The organism is Arcticibacterium sp. SM2516 (assembly GCF_057914865.1).
Genome location: NZ_CP195290.1, coordinates 4129434 through 4150914, shown reverse-complemented (window position 1 = coordinate 4150914; position 21481 = coordinate 4129434). Strand labels below are relative to the sequence as shown.

21 protein-coding genes are annotated in these 21481 nt (G+C 38.2%); 8 read left to right on the top strand and 13 right to left on the bottom strand.

All coding sequences use genetic code 11. The features are described from left to right. Window positions 1–69 precede the first annotated feature (69 nt). Both ACSBFT_RS17080 and ACSBFT_RS17075 read left to right on the top strand, forming a co-directional pair. Window positions 70–537, top strand: coding sequence for a MarR family winged helix-turn-helix transcriptional regulator (locus ACSBFT_RS17080; protein WP_463045093.1), 468 nt, complete (start codon window positions 70–72; stop codon window positions 535–537). A gap of 31 nt (window positions 538–568) precedes the next feature. After that, window positions 569–1018: a hypothetical protein gene (locus ACSBFT_RS17075; RefSeq protein ID WP_463045092.1), complete on the top strand. Its 450-nt coding sequence runs from the start codon at window positions 569–571 to the stop codon at window positions 1016–1018. A gap of 4 nt (window positions 1019–1022) precedes the next feature. Here the strand turns inward: ACSBFT_RS17075 and ACSBFT_RS17070 are convergent, their stop codons facing one another. The 6 genes from ACSBFT_RS17070 to ACSBFT_RS17045 all read right to left on the bottom strand — a co-directional run bounded on the left by ACSBFT_RS17070 (window position 1023) and on the right by ACSBFT_RS17045 (window position 6443). After that, window positions 1023–2675 carry a S41 family peptidase gene (locus tag ACSBFT_RS17070; protein ID WP_489601660.1) on the bottom strand — a complete coding sequence of 551 codons (1653 nt, stop codon included), beginning with the start codon at window positions 2673–2675 and terminating at the stop codon, window positions 1023–1025. Between the two features lie 70 nt (window positions 2676–2745). Further along, complete coding sequence (locus ACSBFT_RS17065) at window positions 2746–3189, bottom strand: hypothetical protein (protein WP_489601658.1); 444 nt, start codon at window positions 3187–3189, stop codon at window positions 2746–2748. A 3-nt stretch (window positions 3190–3192) separates the two neighbouring features. Further along, complete coding sequence (gene nadA / locus ACSBFT_RS17060) at window positions 3193–4161, bottom strand: quinolinate synthase NadA (RefSeq protein ID WP_463045089.1); 969 nt, start codon at window positions 4159–4161, stop codon at window positions 3193–3195. Window position 4162: 1 nt separating this feature from the next. Further along, window positions 4163–5086, bottom strand: a complete 924-nt coding sequence (locus ACSBFT_RS17055) for a hypothetical protein (protein WP_489601657.1) — start codon at window positions 5084–5086, stop codon at window positions 4163–4165. 139 nt (window positions 5087–5225) lie between these two features. Further along, window positions 5226–5648 (bottom strand): DUF5606 family protein, encoded by a 423-nt coding sequence (locus ACSBFT_RS17050; protein ID WP_489601656.1) that lies wholly within the window; start codon window positions 5646–5648, stop codon window positions 5226–5228. Between the two features lie 90 nt (window positions 5649–5738). Next, window positions 5739–6443 carry an SDR family oxidoreductase gene (locus tag ACSBFT_RS17045; protein WP_463045086.1) on the bottom strand — a complete coding sequence of 235 codons (705 nt, stop codon included), beginning with the start codon at window positions 6441–6443 and terminating at the stop codon, window positions 5739–5741. Between the two features lie 82 nt (window positions 6444–6525). Between ACSBFT_RS17045 and ACSBFT_RS17040 the strand changes: the two genes are divergently transcribed. Both ACSBFT_RS17040 and ACSBFT_RS17035 read left to right on the top strand, forming a co-directional pair. Continuing rightward, window positions 6526–7257, top strand: coding sequence for an MlaE family ABC transporter permease (locus ACSBFT_RS17040; RefSeq protein ID WP_463045085.1), 732 nt, complete (start codon window positions 6526–6528; stop codon window positions 7255–7257). Between the two features lie 9 nt (window positions 7258–7266). Continuing rightward, the gene (locus tag ACSBFT_RS17035) at window positions 7267–8013 is read left to right on the top strand and encodes an ABC transporter ATP-binding protein (RefSeq protein ID WP_463045084.1); all 747 of its coding nucleotides are present in this window, start codon (window positions 7267–7269) and stop codon (window positions 8011–8013) included. A 6-nt stretch (window positions 8014–8019) separates the two neighbouring features. On the opposite strand, the gene ACSBFT_RS17030 is transcribed toward ACSBFT_RS17035, so the two are convergent. Together ACSBFT_RS17030 and purH are read right to left on the bottom strand one after the other, a co-directional pair. Next, window positions 8020–9414, bottom strand: a complete 1395-nt coding sequence (locus ACSBFT_RS17030) for an MBL fold metallo-hydrolase RNA specificity domain-containing protein (protein ID WP_463045083.1) — start codon at window positions 9412–9414, stop codon at window positions 8020–8022. 84 nt (window positions 9415–9498) lie between these two features. Next, window positions 9499–11013, bottom strand: a complete 1515-nt coding sequence (gene purH, locus ACSBFT_RS17025; RefSeq protein ID WP_489601653.1) for a bifunctional phosphoribosylaminoimidazolecarboxamide formyltransferase/IMP cyclohydrolase — start codon at window positions 11011–11013, stop codon at window positions 9499–9501. Window positions 11014–11179: 166 nt separating this feature from the next. On the opposite strand from purH, the gene ACSBFT_RS17020 reads away from it, so the two are divergent. From ACSBFT_RS17020 to ACSBFT_RS17010, 3 genes are all read left to right on the top strand, one after another. Next, a complete protein-coding gene (locus tag ACSBFT_RS17020) occupies window positions 11180–12169 on the top strand; it encodes a glycosylasparaginase (protein WP_489601652.1) in 990 nt (329 codons plus the stop codon). A gap of 57 nt (window positions 12170–12226) precedes the next feature. Further along, complete coding sequence (locus tag ACSBFT_RS17015; protein ID WP_489601650.1) at window positions 12227–13501, top strand: DEAD/DEAH box helicase; 1275 nt, start codon at window positions 12227–12229, stop codon at window positions 13499–13501. Between the two features lie 134 nt (window positions 13502–13635). Next, window positions 13636–14163 (top strand): YceI family protein, encoded by a 528-nt coding sequence (locus ACSBFT_RS17010; protein WP_489601648.1) that lies wholly within the window; start codon window positions 13636–13638, stop codon window positions 14161–14163. Between the two features lie 80 nt (window positions 14164–14243). Here ACSBFT_RS17010 and ACSBFT_RS17005 read toward each other — a convergent pair whose 3' ends face one another. The 3 genes from ACSBFT_RS17005 to uxuA form a co-directional block, all read right to left on the bottom strand. Continuing rightward, complete coding sequence (locus ACSBFT_RS17005) at window positions 14244–14999, bottom strand: SDR family NAD(P)-dependent oxidoreductase (RefSeq protein ID WP_489601647.1); 756 nt, start codon at window positions 14997–14999, stop codon at window positions 14244–14246. Window positions 15000–15010: 11 nt separating this feature from the next. After that, window positions 15011–17101, bottom strand: a complete 2091-nt coding sequence (locus ACSBFT_RS17000; protein WP_489601646.1) for an alpha-glucuronidase family glycosyl hydrolase — start codon at window positions 17099–17101, stop codon at window positions 15011–15013. A 173-nt stretch (window positions 17102–17274) separates the two neighbouring features. Continuing rightward, entirely contained in the window at window positions 17275–18477 is a 1203-nt protein-coding gene (uxuA, locus tag ACSBFT_RS16995) for a mannonate dehydratase (RefSeq protein ID WP_463045076.1), read from the bottom strand. 237 nt (window positions 18478–18714) lie between these two features. Here uxuA and ACSBFT_RS16990 point away from each other — a divergent pair, with 237 nt between their 5' ends. After that, window positions 18715–19740, top strand: coding sequence for a LacI family DNA-binding transcriptional regulator (locus ACSBFT_RS16990; RefSeq protein ID WP_463045075.1), 1026 nt, complete (start codon window positions 18715–18717; stop codon window positions 19738–19740). Here ACSBFT_RS16990 and ACSBFT_RS16985 read toward each other — a convergent pair. Together ACSBFT_RS16985 and ACSBFT_RS16980 are read right to left on the bottom strand one after the other, a co-directional pair. Continuing rightward, window positions 19721–20938 (bottom strand): S-adenosylmethionine:tRNA ribosyltransferase-isomerase, encoded by a 1218-nt coding sequence (locus ACSBFT_RS16985; protein ID WP_489601644.1) that lies wholly within the window; start codon window positions 20936–20938, stop codon window positions 19721–19723. The two genes, ACSBFT_RS16990 and ACSBFT_RS16985, sit on opposite strands and share 20 nt — an antisense overlap. Next, a complete protein-coding gene (locus ACSBFT_RS16980; protein WP_463045073.1) occupies window positions 20935–21432 on the bottom strand; it encodes a hypothetical protein in 498 nt (165 codons plus the stop codon). The genes ACSBFT_RS16985 and ACSBFT_RS16980 overlap by 4 nt, the downstream gene beginning before the upstream one ends. Window positions 21433–21481: the final 49 nt, after the last annotated feature.

Here is a 21481-nt window from a genome sequence, read left to right as displayed (position 1 = left end):
TTTAAATGGTATGCTTGCATAATAATATTTCTGATCTAACTTTGTGATGTTAGTAACTTACTCTGAATCATGAAGAAAGAAGAAACAATAGATTTCCATATCAAATGGACATGGCATGCTATTTCTAGAATGTACAATGTTTATGCTGCTCAGAATGACATGACTATGTCTATTGGCTATGTTCTTCTAAACATCGACATGGATAATGGTACCCCAGCCACTAAAATAGGTCCTTCTATAGGAATGGAACCTAGAAGCCTTACCAGAATGCTTAAATCATTAGAGGAGAAGGGTTGGATCTATAGAGAGACGGATGTCAAAGATAAACGATTTGTCAATGTTTTTCTGACCAAAGAAGGCAAGGCCAAGAGGTCTTTTGCAAGAGAAGGAGTGATTGCTTTTAATAAAGCGATAGGGGATGTCATATCAGAAGATGAGTTAACCATATTTATTCAAGTATTGGACAAAATCAAGGCGACGGTAGAAAATCAAACTTCAGATCCCAAAGCAGGTCTAATGGCTTTAGAAATGATTTAATTTCTATACTTTTGAGCCATTATATTTTTCTATGCTAAAAAAAGGTGTTCTTCTTTTGTCCGTTATTTTGGCTTGTGGCTATACGGCTAATTCGCAAAGCGTGGCTTATTATCCATTTAGCTCCATTTTATCGGTATCTACCAACCCTGAGTCTAGGTTGTGGTTGGATTTAAGATTCCAAACAAACTCATTTTTCTCTTCATTGGGAACAGAGGTGGCACCAGCGATAAATTTAAATAGAAACGCTAAAGGAAGGTTTTACTTAGGTGGAGGAATGAGGTTCAATTATCTGGCTACTTTCCAAAATTCTGGAAATATATATGAAGGGTTCTTTTTTAATGCTGGCGTAAGATCAGCACCTTTTGAAAAATACCCACAGGTTCAGGTGGCGTTTGAGTTATCTCCTTATGTGGCTAGCGACTACGAGTCTGGCCTTTTAAGAACCAGACTCGGTATCGCTTATAATTTCTCCAGGAAATAAGATTTTATCTTCCTAGGTTTCGTGCTTCTTCAAAATGACCCATGGCAGCTTTTAACATTTCATCGTCTTTGCCGATGACCCTGTAAAAGGAATTACTTAAACCATTTTGGTCTTTCCATATACTCCTTGCTATAAGAGCTTTAACTTGATTTTGTACAAATCCTTTAGATTTTTTGAAATCGCTGTCTACATATTTAATGCCTATAGCTTCGCCTTTCTTTACAATTTCTTTTAACATGGCCTCAGAAACATTGAAAGACTTGATGTAAGCATCTAAAGACATCTTATTCAAGGCTTCCACATGGTCATTTGCATAGATGAGAGCATATTCCCTAACCACGTTAGTGCCATACAATTCCATTAAGTATTTACTGATATGTGTAGTATCTCTGCTTACAAACACATCTGGGGTTATTCCGCCACCACCATAAACGGTACGGCCTCCTTTAGTCTTGTATAAGTTCTTAGGATCATTTCTAATACTATCGGCATTGAAAAATTCACCGTGCTGGGCTCTTTCACCTAATTCTCCATAATAATCATTCAGATCCCCTGAAGTGTACGGTTTCTGAATACTTCTACCAGAAGGAATGTAATATCGTGAAATGGTTAATCTTAGCTCAGAACCATCCGAAAGAGAAATAGGGGCTTGAACCAAACCTTTTCCAAAAGTCCTCCTTCCTATAATTAAAGCTCTGTCGTAATCTTGAAGTGCTCCAGATACAATTTCCGAGGCAGAGGCACTGCCTTCGTCCACCAATACTACCAATGCACCCTTTTCAAAGATTCCAGCCTTTCTAGCGTACATTTTGCGGTCGTTTCGGTCATCTTTCCCATCTGTATATACCAAAACGTCATTTCCGGAAATAAACTCATCTGCTATGGCTGTGGCTCTTTCTAGATACCCTCCAGGGTTACCTCTTAAATCTAGGATAAGCTGTGTCATCCCTTGTTTCTTTAAACCCTTAAGGCCGTCCAAAAACTCGTCGTAAGTGGTTTCTGAAAATCTATTTATTTTGATATAGCCAGTTTTCTTATCATCCATGAGATAAGAGGCGTCTACAGAATAGGTAGGGATCTTGTTTCTAATAACTGTAAATTCCAAAGGCTCCTTAAAGCCTTTTCTTTTTATTTTCATCTTGACCTTGGTGCCTCTTTCGCCACGAAGTGTATTGAAAATAAGACGTGTACTGAGTTCTTCTCCGGTTAATTTGGTGCCGTTAGCCTCTAAAATAGCATCGCCACTTAAGATGCCAACTTCTTCCGAAGGGCCACCAGACAAAGGAGTAACTACGTAAACGGTGTCATTGAAAATATTGAATTCTACACCTATTCCGTCAAAACCATTTTGAAGTTCAGACATGGCCAACTCAGCTTCTTTAGCTGGAAGGTAAGCAGTATGGGGGTCTAGCTTCTCTAGCATTTTGGTAATACCATATTCCGCAAGAGAATCCGTATCTACAGGATCAACATAGCTTCTATCTATATAAGTCAGGATCTCCTTAAACTTACTAGAGGATTTAATAACATCGCCGACCATGTTTTGGTCGCTGAAGAATTTTGCTCCGATCTGTATACCCGCTGCTAAAGTAACTGCTACAATAATGGGGATTCTTATGGCGAATTTGCTATTCTTTATTTTTTTCTTCTCTTCCATTCTCTTTTCTTTTAAGCTCTATTAATAACTTCTAATGGATGTAATTTAGTTTCTCAAAGGAAAGCAATTTTTAGCTCTTTTGGTGTTTGTGCATCCTTAATATGTAAATTAGAACTATAAATACCAAAAGGCTTATGTAAAACCATAAACTGTGCATGGCTTGAAAGTCTTCCGATGATGTTTTTTTGCAAAGCAATAATGCAAGGCCTCCAATCCATAATTGAATCATGGATATAAGCTCAATGACGATAGCATGGGAATTAGCCATAGAGCCTTTTTCCTTTGGTAAGGGTGAGTTAAAAATAGAGGGGTCTGCTTTTTTTACCAGATGAAGGACAAATAAAACGAAAGCAGAAATAGATAGAAATATCAAGGGTCTGGCTTTTGCGTCATTCGTAGTATCATAAAAAAGCATTTGAGCATTTCCAGAATTCACCTCTTGATGCTGTAAATGATAATACAAAGCACTCATTAATAGGAACCAAGCCGCCCATGAAGCAATATTGCTAATCATTCATTAAAGACCGTGCTTTTCCGAAATTTCTAACATTCTGTCTATTGGAGCTCTAGCTTTTTCGAGAATTTCATCAGAAAGTAAAATCTCTGGACTTTCGTCTAATAGGCATCTGTAAAGTTTCTCCATTGTATTTAGTTTCATGTGTGGGCAGTCTGCACAAGCCACACAGGGGTGCCCGTTTTTGACTGTTGGAGCCACATGGAATATTTTATCGGGAGAGGCTTTCTTCATTTGATGAATAATACCAGATTCCGTAGCTACTATGAACTCCTTTGAAGGGCTGTTAATGGTATATTTCAATAAGCCTGTGGTAGAGCCAATGTATTCCGCGTTATCTAAAACAGGTTTTTCGCTTTCTGGGTGGGCTATAATGGTAGCCTGAGGGTGTTTCGCTTTAAGGTCGGCAATCATCTCTGCAGAGAAGGCTTCGTGAACCATGCATGCTCCATCCCAAAGAATCATGTTTCTTCCTGTTTTACGATTTAGAAAGTCCCCAAGGTTTTTATCCGGAGCGAAAATTATTTGTTTGTCCTTTGGTACGCTTTCTACTATTTTAATAGCATTGGTACTGGTACAAACAATATCCGTAAGTGTTTTGAGCTCCGCAGAGCAGTTAACGTAGGAAATTACGACAGCTTCTGGGTGTTTGGCTTTAAAAGCTGTGAATTTATCTGCGGGAGCAGATTCTTCTAAAGAGCAACCAGCGTTAATATCTGGTAGGACTACTTTCTTACTTGGAGATAATATTTTGGCAGTTTCTGCCATAAACCTCACACCTGCAAAAACAATAATATCCGCTTCTGTTTTGGCCGCTTGTTGAGAGAGACCTAGGCTGTCACCAATATAATCTGCAATATCTTGTATGTCTGAGGTTTGATAGTAATGGGCCAGAATGACAGCATTCTTTTCCTTTTTTAATCTGGCAATTTCAGCCACATAGTCAATCTTCTCTTCTACTATTGCTTCCATATCAATTAGGACAGGTGAATTCCTGAATTTTAGTTCTTAAAAGTTCGTTGTTTTTATCAAAGCGTTTTTCTTCAATCAGGTTGCCATTTGCGTCATAAGTGTTTTTTACAACGCTTAGAAGGTTGGCATTATATATAAAACGCTCTTCCGAAATTTTTCCTCGTGCATTATTGCTATAATCAATAACGTATTCCAAAATGTTATTTCTACCATACCGAGATTTTTTGGTCAAATAGCCATTGGTATAGGTATATAGCGTTTTAGCAATCAAATTATTGTTTAGAAAAGTGCTGTCTTTTCCTATCTTTCCTTCGTTATTGTAATCAGAAAAGGTCACTTCAATCATTCCACCAACTACGTCATTTCTTTTGTAGTATGTTTCTTTTGAAGAGCTGTTGTATTTATATTCTTTAGAGAGGTTTACTTCTCCCTTGGCATTATGCATTTCATATTTAACCACATCCCCCTTGTCGTTTTTTTCGGTAACTTCTTTTCCACTGATACCGTTATTAGCATCAAAGTATAGTTTAACTTCCGTGCCGTTTGAGGAGGTGAGCTTATTGATGATATTATTTAGTCCGTTAGGCTCTTTGCCTTCTGTTTCAGAAATTAGATTACCGAGCCTGTCGTAGGTTCTAAGGATTGAGGTTTTGAATTCGTCATTCACAAATTCAGAGATTTTACTTAAATACCCCTTTTCGTTATATTCAAATACCTTTTTGGTAGTATAGGAACCACCACCTTGAGAGTTGGGGATTGTTCTGGTTTCCTCAATGAGACTCCTGTTGAGGTTATATTTGTTAATGAGCTCAGATTCTTGACCCTTGGCGGTAATTGTAGCACTTCTTGTCAGTAAACAGTCGGATTGTGCCTGCACAAATTGAGCTGCCAGAAATAAAATAAACAAAATAAGAAGACGTCTCATTGGGTAGATTTTGTCGTTATGAGGTTACCAAATTACAAAGTTTTGGATTCTATTCATAAGTTGTGGTAGTCAATAAGTCCCATAATTTATTTTACATGGGTCTTATTGACTTATTAAGGATTAAAAGCAAGTGCTGCTATTACTCCTCTTCTTCGCTTTTTGCTTCCCACAACTCAGGCATTGCAGTTGAAAGAAGGTTATACCACTGAATTATTTTTTTAATATCTGAAGAGTAAACTCTGTCTTTATCGAAATCGGGCATGACTACTGCAAAAAACTTGAAAAAGTCTTCCGGTGTTGAGTTTTTTACATCAAAATCAATTTTTGCTCCGTTTTGCTCACGAATGGTTGTGAATATTTCAGACAGCGGGGTTGATTTCTCAAACTCTTCACAGTAAATAGAAATATCTTTTAAAACAGATACTTTAGCATTTACATTAACAATCTCCCTTTTTTTATTACCGTCCATGCTCTCCACTATTACACCGGAGCGTCCTGGTTTAATAATCTTAAATAATCCTGGTCTTCCAGAAATATGTGCTACATCTTGTAAAGCCTCCATTTTATTGTTTTTCTAAATTTGACTGCAAAAGTAAGAATTTTAAACTTTCGCAATTATCATGTATTCCTAAGATTTTTAAAAAGCGTCCTACTAAAGATCTCCTTCCGTCGGTCTAATGATGATTTCTTCAACGACCGCAGACGGTGAAAGATTGTAGGCAGACCATATAGATTCCGCTATATCGGTAGCTGCTATAAACCTTGATTCAGGCATATCTGAACCTTCCCAACTGCTGGTATAGGTGGCTCCAGGCATCACTGCAGTTACCTTTATCTTTTCAGGGATAAGTTCAGCCCGTAATGACTTGGTGAAGCCCAGAAGGGCAAACTTAGAAATGGTATAAGAACCAGAGCCTGGATAGGCTTGAAGGCTGGCTATAGAGCAAATATTGAAAATATGGGCGTTTTCGGTTTTTCGAATGGTGTCTATCAATCCCCTAGTGGTATGGTAGGCAGAATAGAGGTTGGTGTTTATTTGACTTTCCAAAGAACCTTCTTCTTCATCCATTAGCGTACCTTGGATAAATACGCCGGCATTATTTACGAGTATATGAATTGGTAAACCCAAGCCTTTAACATATTCCACGAAGGATGTTACCCCTTTTTTCTCACTTAAGTCGGCAGAAAAAGGGTGAACAGAAATATTATTTTCCGATTCCAACTTAATTTTGATTACTTCCAAATCCTCTTTATTTCTGGATGTGATAATAAGGTCAATGCCTTGTGAAGCGAATTTTTCAGCAATGGCTCTTCCAATTCCTTTAGAAGCACCAGTAATTACAGCAACTTTGTTCATGGTTCGGTTTTTGCACAAAACTAGTTGATATTGCATACCCAATCAATTTATTAAATTTGCGTAAGCTTAAAACATCCGCTAAATGCTTTCTATAGTTGGAAATTTTTTCCTTTTCCTCGGTAGTCTATTTATTAGACGGGAAACTTTTAAAGTTTACTGGGAGAGGTTTATTGACGAGTGTGTCAAAATTGGTATAAATTCTGTTTTTATTGTTTCTATTGTGGCCTTTTTTATAGGGGCGGTAACCTGTGTTCAGATTTATGCCAACCTTGTAAGCCCCTTTATTCCTAATTACATTGTGAGTAATGTGGTTAGAGATATGATGCTTTTAGAACTATCCTCCACCTTTATGTGTGTAGTTTTGGCAGGGAAGGTAGGATCTAATATTGCTGGTGAGCTAGGAACCATGAGGATTACTGAGCAGATAGACGCCCTTGAAGTGATGGGTATTAATGCTTCCTCTTATCTGGTACTGCCCAAAGTTTTAGCGGCTATGATTACTTTCCCTTTATTGGCCATTCTGTCGGATTTCCTTGGAATTTACGGCGGCTATTTGGCTGGTACCATGACAGGGATTTTGACACCTGAAGAATACATTTATGGTATTAGAACGTCATTTGTTCCCTATAATATTATCATTGCTTTAGTGAAATCCTTCGTTTTTGGATTTCTCATTACCACCATTTCTGCTTATAAAGGCTACCATACCAAAGGCGGTGCTTTAGAGGTGGGGCAAGCCAGCACCACCGCTGTTACAAATAGCTGTATAGCCATCTTGGTGGCAGATTATTTATTAGCAGAACTTTTAACCTGATAATTAGCCGTGATAGAAATAAAAAACATCTCTAAATCTTTTAATGGTCGTCAGATCCTTTACGGCGTAAGTGGAATCTTTGAAAAAGGAAAAACGAGTTTGGTTATAGGTGCTAGCGGAACAGGTAAAAGCGTTCTTCTTAAGTGTATGCTAGATTTAGTTAAACCGGAGGAAGGGCAAGTGCTGTATGACGGAAGAAGATTTTTGCTACAAGAAGAGGAGGATAAGAAGGATATTAGAAGAGATATGGGTGTTCTTTTTCAAGGAGGAGCCTTGTTTGACTCAAAAACCGTTTATCAGAATGTAGAATTTCCCTTAAAGATGTTAACTACAATGTCTGAGTCGGAAAAGAGGGATAGGGTAGAGTTTTGTTTGCAAAGAGTAGGATTGGAAGGTACTGGTAAATTAATGCCTTCTGAAGTTTCGGGGGGAATGAAAAAGAGGGTTGGTATAGCTAGAGCTATAGTTATGAATCCTAAATATCTTTTCTGCGATGAGCCCAATTCTGGTTTAGACCCGCTAACGGCCATAAAAATAGATGAGCTTATTAAGGAAATTACCGACGAGTATGAGATTACCACTGTGGTTATTACTCATGACATGAATTCGGTTCTTTCCATTGGTGATTATATCATGTTTCTTCACAAAGGCAAAAAACTTTGGGAAGGAAATAGCCAATCCATATTAACCACCCACATTCAAGAATTGGATGAATTTGTGTTCTCTAATCATGCTTTGAGGCAATTGAGAGGTTGATTGAGCTTAAATTTGAAAAGCTTCTTTGTGGTGAGGGATTTCAATATTCTTGAAACCTACATTTTCGAGCCTTGTTTTAAAGGCCGTTTGCTTTTCTATTTCACCATGAACAAGAAAAACCTTTTTAACTTTTGATGCATCTTGGCAGCCTAGGTAGCTTATCATTTCTTGGTAATCTGCATGAGCAGAAAATGAATCCATAACTTCCACATTGGCGTTTAGTTTAAAGGTATCGCCAAATATTCTTATCTCAGAAGCTTTAATTTTTATTTGATAGCCCAATGAGCTCGGAGAACAATATCCTACGATTAGAATGGTGTTATTAGGGTTCTCACAGTTGTTTTTGATGTGATGTTTTATCCTCCCTGCCTCTGCCATTCCAGAAGACGATATGATAATACAAGGCTCTTTAGAATTATTGATGGCGATGGAGTCTTCTACTTTGGTGATATAGTTAAGGTTTTCAAATCCAAATGCGTCTCCGTCTCTTTTTATATAATCCAAGATTTCGGGATTGAACTCCTCTTCGTGCTTACGCATTACTAGCGTAGCTTTCACAGAAAGTGGACTATCTATATAAACAGGTATTCTAGGGAGTTTCCCCTCGTTTTCTAATACATCCAATGCGTAAATCAATTCCTGTGTTCTATCTACCGAGAAAGCAGGAATAATTAGCCTCCCTTTGTTCACTACACAAGTTTCTTTCACAACCCTTAAAAGGTGAGCTCTCATGTCAGGCTCGGGTTCGTGCAATTTATCACCATAAGTAGATTCAGAGATGATGTAGTCTGCCTGGGGAAAGGCCTCTGGTTCTCTTAAGATTTTATCGTTAGGCCTTCCTATATCTCCAGTGAAGAATAAGGACTTCATACGATTATCCTCAAGGAATTCTATATATATGCCAGCACTGCCAAGGATGTGACCAGATTCATAAAAGCTAAATGTTACACCAGGTTCTATTTCAAATTTAGTATGGTAGCCCTTAGTTTCCATTAGGTCAATAGCGTCTTGGGCATCCTTTTCACTATAAAGGGATTCTAGCAGTTCGTCACCTCTTTTTCTCCGTCTTTTATTAATTCTTCTTATATCTGTTTCTTGAATTCTTGCAGAATCCATGAGCATGATTTCGCAAAGGCTTTTGGTGGCATGCGTACAATATACCGTGCCTTTAAAACCATCTTTAATTAATTTTGGTAGTAAACCCGTATGGTCAATATGTGCATGAGAAAGAATAACGAAATCTAGTTCTTCGGGATTAAATCCGAAAGAAGAGTTTAATTCTGTTGTTCCAATACCCTGAAACAGTCCACAATCTAAAAGTATCTTAGTACCTGATATTGTGGTTAAAAGGTGCTTGCTTCCCGTAACTCGTCTTGCGGCTCCAAAGAATTGAACTTTCATATTGATTAGGTTTTTTGAAGTGGAGTGTAATTATAAACTTGTAGGCAGGTAGATTTATGCTGCCCACAAGTTAGAATATAATTATCAATGCAAGAAATGTCTGACGCCAGTCATTACCATGGCTACACCGTTTTCGTTACAATAGTCTATAGACAACTGGTCGCGAATAGAGCCGCCAGGCTGAACCACTGCCGTAATTCCCGCTTTATGTCCAATTTCTACGCAGTCTGGAAAAGGGAAGAACGCTTCAGAAGCCATCACCGCTCCATTCAAGTCAAAACCAAATTGTTTCGCTTTATCAATGGCCTGATTAAGAGCGTCTACTCTAGAAGTTTGTCCTACACCACATGATAGCAATTGACCTTCTTTTGCGAGAACGACATTATTAGACTTTAAATGTTTGCAAATTTTCAATGCAAATTCTAAGGCCTTAATTTCAGCATCACTTGGTTTCTTTTCTGTAGCGGCATTGAAGTCTTTTGCCGACTCCATGGTCATGTCTTTGTCTTGCTCTAAAACACCGTTGAGTAAAGTTCTGAATTGCTTTTTAGCATTTTTAACTTCTTTTCTGATTAAAAGTCTTCTGTCTTTTTTCTTCGTCAGAATAGCTAGTGCGTCCTCATCAAATGAAGGAGCTACTAAAATCTCAAAAAACAATGGGTGCATGGATTCTGCCGTTGCTTTATCCACCGGAGCATTGGTAATGATGACACCTCCAAAAGCTGATACAGGGTCACAAGACAATGCATTCTCATAGGCTTGAAGAGCCGTAGGAGCTGTTGCCACACCACAAGCATTGTTATGCTTCATGATTACAAAGGTTAAATCTTCGAACTCGTCAATCAATCTAACCGCTGCGTCCGTATCTACTAAATTATTATACGATAATTCCTTTCCATGAATCTGGTCAAACATGGCATCTAAGTCACCATAAAAAGTAGAAGATTGGTGAGGATTTTCTCCGTATCTTAAAGTTTTGGCCTCGCCAGCTCTAAAGTTTCCTGCATCTTCCGCTCCGAAGAAATAGCCGTGGATAGCTGAGTCATAATGAGAACTAACACCAAATGCTTTCATGGCGTAAGCCTTTCTGTCTTCTAAATCTGTTCCACAACCTTTATTAGAAAGAGTATTAAAAACATCATCATATTGATTTCTGGAAGAAACGATGAGTACGTCTTGATAGTTTTTGGCTGCACCTCTTATGAGGGCAATTCCTCCAATGTCAATTTTCTCAATAATATCATCTTCTGAAGCACCAGAAGCTACCGTTTCTTCAAAAGGGTATAAATCAACTATGACTAAGTCAATGGCTGGGATTTCCATCTCTGCCGCTGTTTTTACATCGTCTTGGTTTTCTCTTCTATGAAGAATGCCGCCAAATACTTTTGGGTGTAAGGTTTTTACTCTGCCTCCAAAAATGGAAGGGTAAGAAGTAAGGTCTTCTACTGCGGTTACAGGAATTCCTAAATCTTCTATAAAACTTTGTGTTCCTCCTGTAGAGTAGATAGTGACATCGTTTTCATGCAAGAGTTTTGCAATCTTATCTAAACCGTCTTTGTAAAAAACAGAGATTAATGCCGATTGGATTTTCTTTGCCATTCTTTTAAGTAGTAAATTCTATGGGAAAATGAATTGCAAAAATAAAGGAAAAAGATAGACTATCATGTGGGTTTCTAAGAAGTTCAAGTTTTCTGACCTCAGGAAATTTTAAAATTTCAGTAATCTTACCTAAATTCCTTTTTAAATTTCCTTAAATATCTAATCAATGAAAAGAAGAAATTTTATTAAGTCTGGTGCCGCTGGTCTAACAGTAGGTGGTTTGCTGGCTTGTGAGACAGAAAAGACTGTGGTTCATAACTCGAATTCTAAGTCAGGGGTGCCCGTTTCAATTGCCACATGGGGGCCAAATGTAGACGCTGTAAATGCTGCAATGACGGCGATGGAAAATGGTGGAAGTTCATTGGATGGTGTAGAAAAAGGAGGAAATGTGCCAGAAGGAGATCCTAATGACATGAGTGTGGGATATGGTGGAAGGCCAGATAGAGACGGTAGGGTAACATTAGATGCATGTATCATGGATTACGAAATGAATGCCGGTTCGGTGGCTTTTCTTCAAGGAATAAAGCATCCGCTATCAGTTGCAAGACGTGTGATGGAAAAAACACCTCATGTGATGCTCGTTGGAGAAGGGGCTTTGAAGTTTGCGAAAGAAGAAGGCTTTGCAGAAGAAGATATTTTGACAGATGAGGCCGAGAAACAATATAAGGAATGGTTGGAGACTGCGGATTACAAACCCGTGGCTAATATTGAAAGACATGACACTATTGGCATAATGGCTTTAGATAGCAACGCCAAAATAGCGGGAGCTTGTACGACCAGTGGGATGGCTTATAAATTACATGGTAGGGTTGGAGACTCTCCAATTATAGGTGCTGGTATGTACGTGGATGATGAGATAGGCGGAGCGGTAGCCACTGGGGTAGGTGAGCTTGTGATGAAAACTTGTGGTTCCTTTTTGATTGTGGAACTCATGCGTCAGGGAAGAACTCCTCAAGAAGCCTGCGAAGAGGGCGTAAAGAGAATAGCGAATAAATTGAAAGACTTTGAACAATTCCAAGTGGGTTTTTTAGCCATAGACAAGGCAGGTCATCACGGAGCTTATGCCATTCAGAAGGGTTTTAATTATGCGATTAATCAAGGCGGAGAAACGAAGGTTTACGAAAGTGATTTTTTGGTTAAATCAGAGAATAGTTAATGTGGCTGAATTTTTGTTTAGCTTTGTTAAATCATCGTGCTTTAAAACACTAGAAATTTGACATTTAGAGAATTAGGATTAGACGAGAAACTACTGGAAGGGCTGGAAGCCATTGGCTTTGAAAATGCAACACCTATCCAAGAATTTGCCATTCCAAAAGTAATTGAGGGAAAGGATTTAATAGCTTGTGCCCAAACTGGTACAGGTAAAACAGCTGCGTTCATATTACCGGTTTTGCATAAGATAGCTCAATTGCCCGACGAGGAAAGGCATTTGAATACCTTGGTGATTACTCCTACTAGAGAATTGGCTATTCAAATAGATCAACAAGTAGAAGGTCTTTCTTATTTTACAGGAGTAAGTTCTATTCCAGTATATGGGGGAGGAGATGGAGATACATTCATTACCCAAAAGAGAGCTTTAGAGGCTGGAGCGGATTTGGTTATTGCAACACCAGGAAGGTTAATAGCCTTAATGAATTCCGACAAGGTTGATTTTGGAAAACTGCAACATTTGATTTTGGATGAGGCAGATCGTATGTTGGATATGGGTTTTTTAGGAGATATTCTTCGAATAAGTTCTCAACTACCTACGACTAGACAAACTTTGTTGTTTTCTGCAACAATGCCACCAGAGATTAGGAATTTAGCCAATAAGATTCTGAAAAAACCAGAGCAGATAAATATTGCTATCTCTAAACCTGCAAAAGGAATTAAGCAATTGGCTTATGTGGTTTACGATACTCAAAAATTGCCTTTGTTGACCCATCTTTTAAAAGATGAATCTTTCAAAAGTATTATTGTTTTCTCTTCTTCGAAAGACAATGTCAAGAATATTGAAAGGGAGTTGAATAAATTCAAGTTAGGAGCAAAAGGCTTTAGTTCTGATTTAGATCAGGCCGCTAGAGAGGATTTGATGAATCAGTTTAAAGCTGGTAAAGTCCGAGTTTTGGTGGGTACAGATATTATTTCAAGAGGTATAGATGTAACCGGAATAGATTTAGTAGTTAATTTTGATTGCCCACCAGACCCTGAGGATTATATCCATAGAATTGGTAGAACAGCAAGGGCAGGTTCGGCAGGAACAGCTGTTACTTTAATAAATCAAAAAGATCAGCGTAAGTTTTTTAGGATTGAGAGTCTTATTGGAGATGATATACCAAAGCAAGCTATCCCTGAAGAATTAGGAGCAGGTCCTGCATATGAGCCAGGGAAAAAGTCAAATGACGGTGGTTTTAAGAAAAAGAAACCTTTTAAAAAGAATTTTAAAGGGAAGTCAAATTTTAAAGATCGTGGCCCTAAAAGGGAGGGAGATTCAAAACCTCAGTCTTAGTATTCTATTCAGAACCTCTATTTTAAAGTAGAGGTTTTTTTATGCCCAATTTGTAATTTTTTGATGCGTTGAACTTTTATTCTTCTGATAAAGTTATATGCATGTAACAACATACAATGTAAAGACAATTAATTATGAATACTTGGAATATTGATAACATGCACTCAGAAGTGCAATTCAAGGTAAGGCACCTTATGATTTCTACCGTTACTGGAGATTTTAAAGATTTTAGTGCAGAAGTGAAAACGGAAGGAGATACTTTTGAGAATGCAGAGATTGGCTTTTCTGCAAAAATAGATACTATTACTACAGGAAACGAAGACAGAGATAATCACTTGAAATCTGGAGATTTTTTTGATTCAGAGCGTTTTCCGGAACTAAAATTTGCTTCTAAGTCTTTTATTAAGACAAATTCCGAAGATTCGTTTAAACTACTAGGAGATTTGACCATTAAAGACGTGACTAAATCTGTGGAGTTGGATGTGGCATATGGTGGTAAAATGTTAGATTTTTATAATATTGAAAAAGCAGGTTTTGACATTTCAGGGAAGATTAGTCGTAAAGACTTTGGCTTGAGTTGGAATGGCGTAACTGAAGCCGGTGGAGTAGTGGTAGGAGACGAAATTAAGCTCCTATTAAATATCCAGCTGGTAAAAGGATAATTAGGTTTAAATTAAATGACAAAAATCCGCTCAGACTCACAGTAGTCTGGCGGATTTCTTGGTTCTTGGGTATTGCTTTTTTAAAAGCCTTTGCTATTTCCGCCATCTACAGGTAAAGAAACGGATGTAATGTATGCACTAGCATCCGAGGCAAAGAAAACGGCAGCGTTTCCAATGTCTTCAATTTGCCCCCAACGGTTCAAATGAATTTTATCAAAAGCTTTGTCTTTTCTGGCAGGGTCTGAGTTCATGGCGGTCAGCATCATATTGGTTTCTATGAAACCTGGAGCTATGGCATTTACTCTTACATTGTCTTTCCCGAATTCCGATGAGAAAGCCATAACTAGACCCTCTACGCCGCTCTTGGAGGCGGTATATGATACCACTCGGTCTATTCCGTAATAGGCAGACATGCTCGAGATCATAATGATGGAGCCAGATTTTCTAGAAATCATTTTTTTTCCAACTTCACGTGTTAACACAAATACACCGTAAAGGTTCGTTTGTATGATACGGTCAAACTCCTCGTTCGTGACTTCTACAGCGGGTTTCTTTTGATTTACGCCTGCGTTATTGACTAAAATATCTAATGAGCCAATATTGGACTCTATGTTTTCTACTAATGTTGGCAAACTGTCTAAATCTGTGATGTCGTTGACGATGTACTTTACACTGTCTCCAAGTTTATCTGCTGTTTCTATTAGGACATCTTCTCTGCGGCCCGTTATAACCACGCGTGCACCAGCTTTTATAAAGCACTCCGTAATGGCTAAGCCTATTCCTGTACCCCCGCCCGTAACTAAAGCTAACTTTCCTTTTAATGAAAATTTATTCATGTTTTTCTCTCCTATCTTAAATGGTATACTCCTTCGATGTCTTTTACGTCTTCTAATGTTCTGTTTGGCTCTTCTAAACCCGCCGGTAATGGCTGTTGCGAAAACTGTTTGAAATACAAATAGCAGGAATCTCTCCACCAATAAGCTTCTCTCTGCTGTATGGCTAATCTACTTTTAACGTTTTCAAAAACTTCTTTATCTATCTCGTTGCTTAAGCTTTCCCATTTACGCATAAGCACTTTAACTTCTTCTGGTCCTTGGTAATACCTTAGCATTAATTCTTCCCAAACCGTATTTCCAGTACTTAATTTATAATTCCATTCTAGGTGATGAAACCACATTAAATAATTCAAATCGCAGGTTTCTGGGCTTTTCCATTTTTTCTGAACACCCTGCTGATACAGGCTTAAGGCATTACTCATTTTGCCAGTCCTGTCAAAACCAATCCCTTGTTTATCTGCTCTATGATAATAGGTAGAAGTCCAGTCTGGTCTGCCACTTTTATCTAGCCAGGGTTGGGGGCCGTAATGATGCCCTTCTCCCATCATATGGTGTAGGCCTAAGGGGTAAGTATAAGTTATGTAGATAGGTAGGGATTCCATCATGATTCCTTCTACCTCATGAATAACTTTAGGATTATTGCTTAGTGTCATGGAAGCCCATTCTTTCGCAATTTGTTCTGAGCTGAGTTCGTGGTTCCAGGCCAGTCGCCCGAATGCATACCAGTTGGCTTGATTAAAAGGATGACCCGTGAAATTGGCATCCGAGCCTGTATTGGCCACACCAGCCATAAGGGTTATTGGATGCTTATAAAGGCTTCCGTCTACTACTTTTGCTACCGTAGAACCTTCGCCTTGGGCGTAAGTATCGGAACATAGGGTCTCCTTAAACATCGGAGCCAGATAGGTTAAATGCGTAGATTGACCTAAATACTCCTGCGTAATCTGAAATTCCATAGCCAAAGGGGTCTTCGGAAAAGCACCAAACATTGGATGGAACGGCTCTCGGGGCATAAAGTCAATCGGGCCGTTTTTCACCTGAACTATGACTTTTTCGTCGAACAGTCCATCCAAAGGCTTAAACTGTTTGAAAGCTTCTTCAAATCTATCTCCGTTAATGTCGGCATTATAAACGAACGCTCTCCATATCACAATTCCGTCTCTATTTTCCAGGGCTTTGGCCAGCATATTGGCTCCATCAGCATGTGTTCGTCCGTAATCTTGTGGTCCAGGTTCTCCTTCAGAATTCGCCTTAACTAAATAGCCTCCAAAATCTGGGATATAAGAATGAATTTCATCTGTTTTCTCTTGCCACCATTCCTGAACTTTCGGGTCCAAAGGGTCTGATGTTTCTAGTCCGCCAAGTGTTTTTGGAGAACGGAAGTTTACAGAAATAAAGACTTTGATACCATAAGGACGTAAAACGTCCGCCACTCCTTTTGCTTTACGTAAATATTCTGGGGTGAGAAACTTGGAACTCGCGTTAACATTATTAATAGCGGCGGCATTTATCCCGATTGATGCGTTTGCTCGTGCATACTGAATTATTCTTGGGTCTATAACCTCTGGAAGCTCTGTCCATTTCCAAATGGAAGAGCCGGCGTAGCCTCTTTCTACGGTTCCATTGGCATTGTCCCAATGGTTAAGCATTCTAATGTTAATCTTAGGCTTTTCGGTCAAATCGAAAGTCAAAGATTCTAAAGTTTGAATTCTCCTTATTACAGCAAAGGTACCATAGAGGGCACCGAGGTCATTCTGTGCTTCCACTTTAATTCCTGAATTGTTTCCAGAAATATGAAAACCGTCTCCTAAATCTAAATTTCTATCAATAGATATGGTAATGGCGTTTTTCGAAGATTCATTTTTCCCATTAGCAATGGGTGTATCAGCTCCTAGGAGTCCTTTTAAAGCAAACTGTAATTCCTTTGCAGCCAGTTGTGTTCTTTCTGTGTCCTGGTGTAAAACTATTTTTTTATACTTTTTGAGGTAGGCTTTTCTCGCTGATGCGTCTTGAATTAAGTCGTACTTTAGCCAGAGGCGAGAGCCGTCATCGGCAAAGGAAATGTAGGAGATTAAGCAGAGTAACAGAATGAATTTTTTCATAATATGTAGGAAATGGAGCTGAATTATGATGAGATAAAGAGGCTGTTTCGGGTGTAAAATCAACCTTTATGCAGTTTTATAGGCATAGTTTATCAATTACTACCCGAGGGTAGTAATTGATGACTTTTATCTTATTTAGAAGATCGTTTTGTCTACTTTACTTTAAGTAAAGTCTATGCTTTATCGAGTTGCCTGTTAATGGCAAGCTCCATTCCTCTTAGTTCAGCGAGTCCTTTTAGCCTGCCCATATAAGAGTAACCAGGGTAGTATTTTCTATCTGAATCACTCCAAAAGTGATGTCCATGATCTGGTCGCATCGGAATTTCTGTTACTTTTTCATCCGCAGATTTTCGTCTTCTTTCCTCTTTAAGAATGGCCTCAATAACTTCATAAAAGTCAACATCACCATTTAAATGTTGTGCTTCATGAAAGTTTTTAGAACCTGCTTCTCTTTGCGTAGTTCTTAAATGAAGGAAGTGAATTCTATTACCAAATTGTTCTATGATACTCACTAGATCATTGTCTGCTCTTACGCCCAAAGAACCCGTACAGAAAGTAAGTCCATTGGCAGGATGATCATAAGCAGCCATTAACTGCTCAATATCTTTTTGACAAGAAAGAACTCGAGGTAAACCAATTAAAGGTTTTGGTGGGTCATCTGGATGAATGCATAAATTGACACCAACTTGCTCGGCAATTGGACCTACTTGCTGCATGAAATAATAAAGGTTTTCTCGTAATTCTTTATCACCAATATGCTTGTATTCGTCTAAAAGTTTTTGGAAAGACTCTACCGTAAAGGCGTCATCAGAGCCAGGAAGTCCTTGAAGAATGGCTTCTTTTAAAGTTTTGATATCCTCTGCTGACATGGCGTCAAATCTTTCTTTCGCCTGAAGCCTTGTTTCTTCGTCATAGTCTTGCTCAGCTCCTTTTCTCTTTAAAATGAAGAGATCGAATGCTGCAAAATCTACATGAACAAAACGTAAAGCATAAGAACCATCTGGCATTTGATAGGCTAACTGCGTTCTAGACCAATCTAAAACGGGCATAAAATTATAGCAAACCGTGGTAATACCGCAACTAGCCAAATTTTTAAGCGAAGCCTTATAGTTTTCTATATATTTTTCTCTGCCAGGGATACCCTTTTTGATGTCTTCATGAACAGGAAGACTTTCTACGACATCCCAAGTTAGCTTTGAAAACTTGTCATTGTCTTTCTGAATAATATCAATGCGTTCTTGGATATCTTTCTTCGTCCAAATTTCGCCTACGGCTATTTGATGTAATGAATTGACAACTCCAGTACAGCCAGCCTGTCTTAGATCCATTAAAGTGACCCCGTCGTTTGGGCCGTACCATCTCATGGTATGTTTCATTGTATTATTTTCAATTTAAATTTAGTCCCTTATATCCCTCTGCCAATCTTTCAAATGGTTTGAAAACCATTCTTCAATTATTTAAGGCTAAGAAAAAGCAAATTTATTTTAAAGGATTGAATATTTCAGCTTGAAATATACGGAATTTTATTAAATTTCAACCGATTGCATTTTCTAAATTTCCACTTTTGGGAAATATATTATCACTATTTTTGAATCTATAACAAGCATTAATATATGCAAAAAGAAGTTACTATCTACGACATCGCTGATCAATTGAACATTTCTGCTTCTACGGTGAGTAGAGCCCTGAACGATCATCCCGCTATTAACGAAAGAACCAAAAGCAAAATAAACTTAGCGGCAAAAGAAATGGGTTACAGGTCTAACCTTTTTGCTAAAAACCTGAGGGCTAAATCTACGATGACTTTAGGGGTCATGGTGCCCAAGCTAGATTCATATTTTCTGGCAACAGTACTGGCAGGAATGGAGAAGGCAGCTAATCATTCTGGATATAATTTACTGATTACACAATCGCTAGAGAACCAGCAAAAGGAGATAGCCAATGCTAAAACGATGTTTGATTCTAGGGTAGATGGTCTGCTGGTATCAACGCTACTCGGAATAGATAATATTGCTCATTTTGAGCCATTCCTAAAAAAAGGTATTCCCACTTTGTTTTTTGACCGGGTGCTGGATATAAAGAATGTACCCAAAATTGTCATTGATAATTTTCAGGCAGGATATGAAGCAACTATGCACTTAATAGAGCAAGGATGCACAAGAATCAGTCACATTACGGGAGATTTGGATTGGAACGTTTACCAGGATAGATATAAAGGTTACCTAAAGGCATTAGTGGATTCTAACTTGTCTTTTTCTGAAAAAATGCTCTTTGTAACAGATCTTAGCCTAGATGCCAGTTATGAAGTGAGTCAACATATTGCAGAATTAGATGAAAAACCAGACGGGATTTTTGTGACTAACGACACCTGTGCGGCTTCCCTTATGGTATCTTTGAAAAAGGAGGGAATAAGAGTTCCTGGAGAAATTGCTATTATAGGTTTTAATGACGACCCTATAAGTAGAATCGTAGAGCCCAAATTATCAACTATTCATTACCCTGGAGAGGAAATGGGTGAGTTGGCGGCCAACAGTTTAATAGCACATCTTAATGGTAATATGGACGTTCAGATGACCAACACTATAGTGTTAAGACATGAGCTTATAAAGCGTGGCTCCACTATGAGAGAAGCAAACTAGAGTCTCCATAGCTGAGGAATCTAAAGTCATTTTGTAAGGCAAATTCGTATATTTCTTTCCATTCTTCTCCTATAAGTGCCGAAATAAGTAGTAAGAGCGTTGATTTAGGTTGATGGAAATTCGTAATAATTCCTTTACAAATCTTAAAATGATAACCCGGAAAGATGTAAATCTCAGTATCGCCTACTAAAGTTTTAAGGTTATTGCTTTCCATATAGCTTATAATAGCCTGAATGGAAACTAGGCTTGAAGGTAATTCTTCAGGTAAGTTCTGATATGGATATAACTTTTCAATAAAGAATGGGACTTCCCCTGCTGGATTTTTATAAACTTTTACGCCGTACCAATATAGGCTCTCCAAAGAACGCATAGATGTGGTGCCCACAGGAATAACAGGACCTTCTGTTTTTAAGAGGCATTCCAAGAATGTCTTTGTGAAGACAATTTGCTCGGAGTGCATGTGATGTTCTAGTGCATTTTCAGTTTTTACAGGCTGGAAAGTTCCTGCACCCACATGAAGTGTGATAAAAGAGGTTTGTATTTCTTTTACCTTTAATTTTTCGAATATGCTTTCCGTAAAATGAAGGCCAGCTGTAGGGGCTGCCACTGCTCCGTCCCATTCAGAGTACACAGTTTGATAAGTTTCTTTATCTATCTCTTCTGTTGCTCTATTGAGGTAAGGAGGAAGGGGGATTTGACCAAAAATCTTTACCAACTCCGCAAAACTTATATTGCTCGTCCAGTCAAAAGCAACTGTGTTTTCTTCCTTATTGAATAGAGTGGCTTTGACAATAACTTGTAAAGAATCTGAAACAGGGATAGATAATTCTAAAATCTCATCTTTCCATTTCTTTTTATTGCCAATCATACATTTCCAGGTCGCTGAATCTGTTGATTCCATGACCTGAGAAATAACTCTGCTGGGTTGAACGGGTTCTAATAGAAAAATTTCAATGAGTGCTCCAGTTTTTTTTCTAAAAAATAACCGTGCAGGAATCACCTTGGTGTTATTAAACACCAGGTGTGCCTTATGTGGAAGTTCGTTTGGAAGAGACTTAAACCCTTCATCCTTCACTTTCCCTTCTTTGAAAACCAATAACTTGGATGAGTCCCGCGGACTCAAAGGATATTTCGCTATCCTATCGTCAGGAAGTGGGTAGTTATAGTCTTCTATTTTTATTTCGGACGGTACTTTCAATTTTGAACAGGCTTCGAAAAAAGGATTTTTATGGGCACAGAAAAAAGAATACCCATAAGTATAACAGCTCCAATAACTAGGAACCAGCTGTAATCTCTGTTGAGATTTTGCGAAGGATCTCTATTGATTTGCATAAGACCCATTAATACAAAAACTAAATAGGTGTTTACAAAGGCAAGAATGGCATTAAACCATGCAGAGATAAGAGTTTTTAATTCCGTCTCTTGGGCTGACCAGCTACTGTTAGGTATGATTTTTTGCAAATTTATTTTTTCAAAAGATGACTTTACAACCCCAAAAAGAAGGTTCAAGCCAACAATCAAGGCAACTGAAATATAAAAGAAACTTTGTTTATCTATAAAGCCGATAGGTCGGCCTATGTCATTATGCTTAAAAGCAATAGACTCTGGAAGGCCAACATAGCAGTAAAGTAAAAGACCTAGCAAAAAGATAAAAGCAGCTCTTTTCCAATAATTAAATATAACGTTATACATAATTTATCACCTAAATTTCTTGTGGTACCATTAATTTGAGTGCAAATTT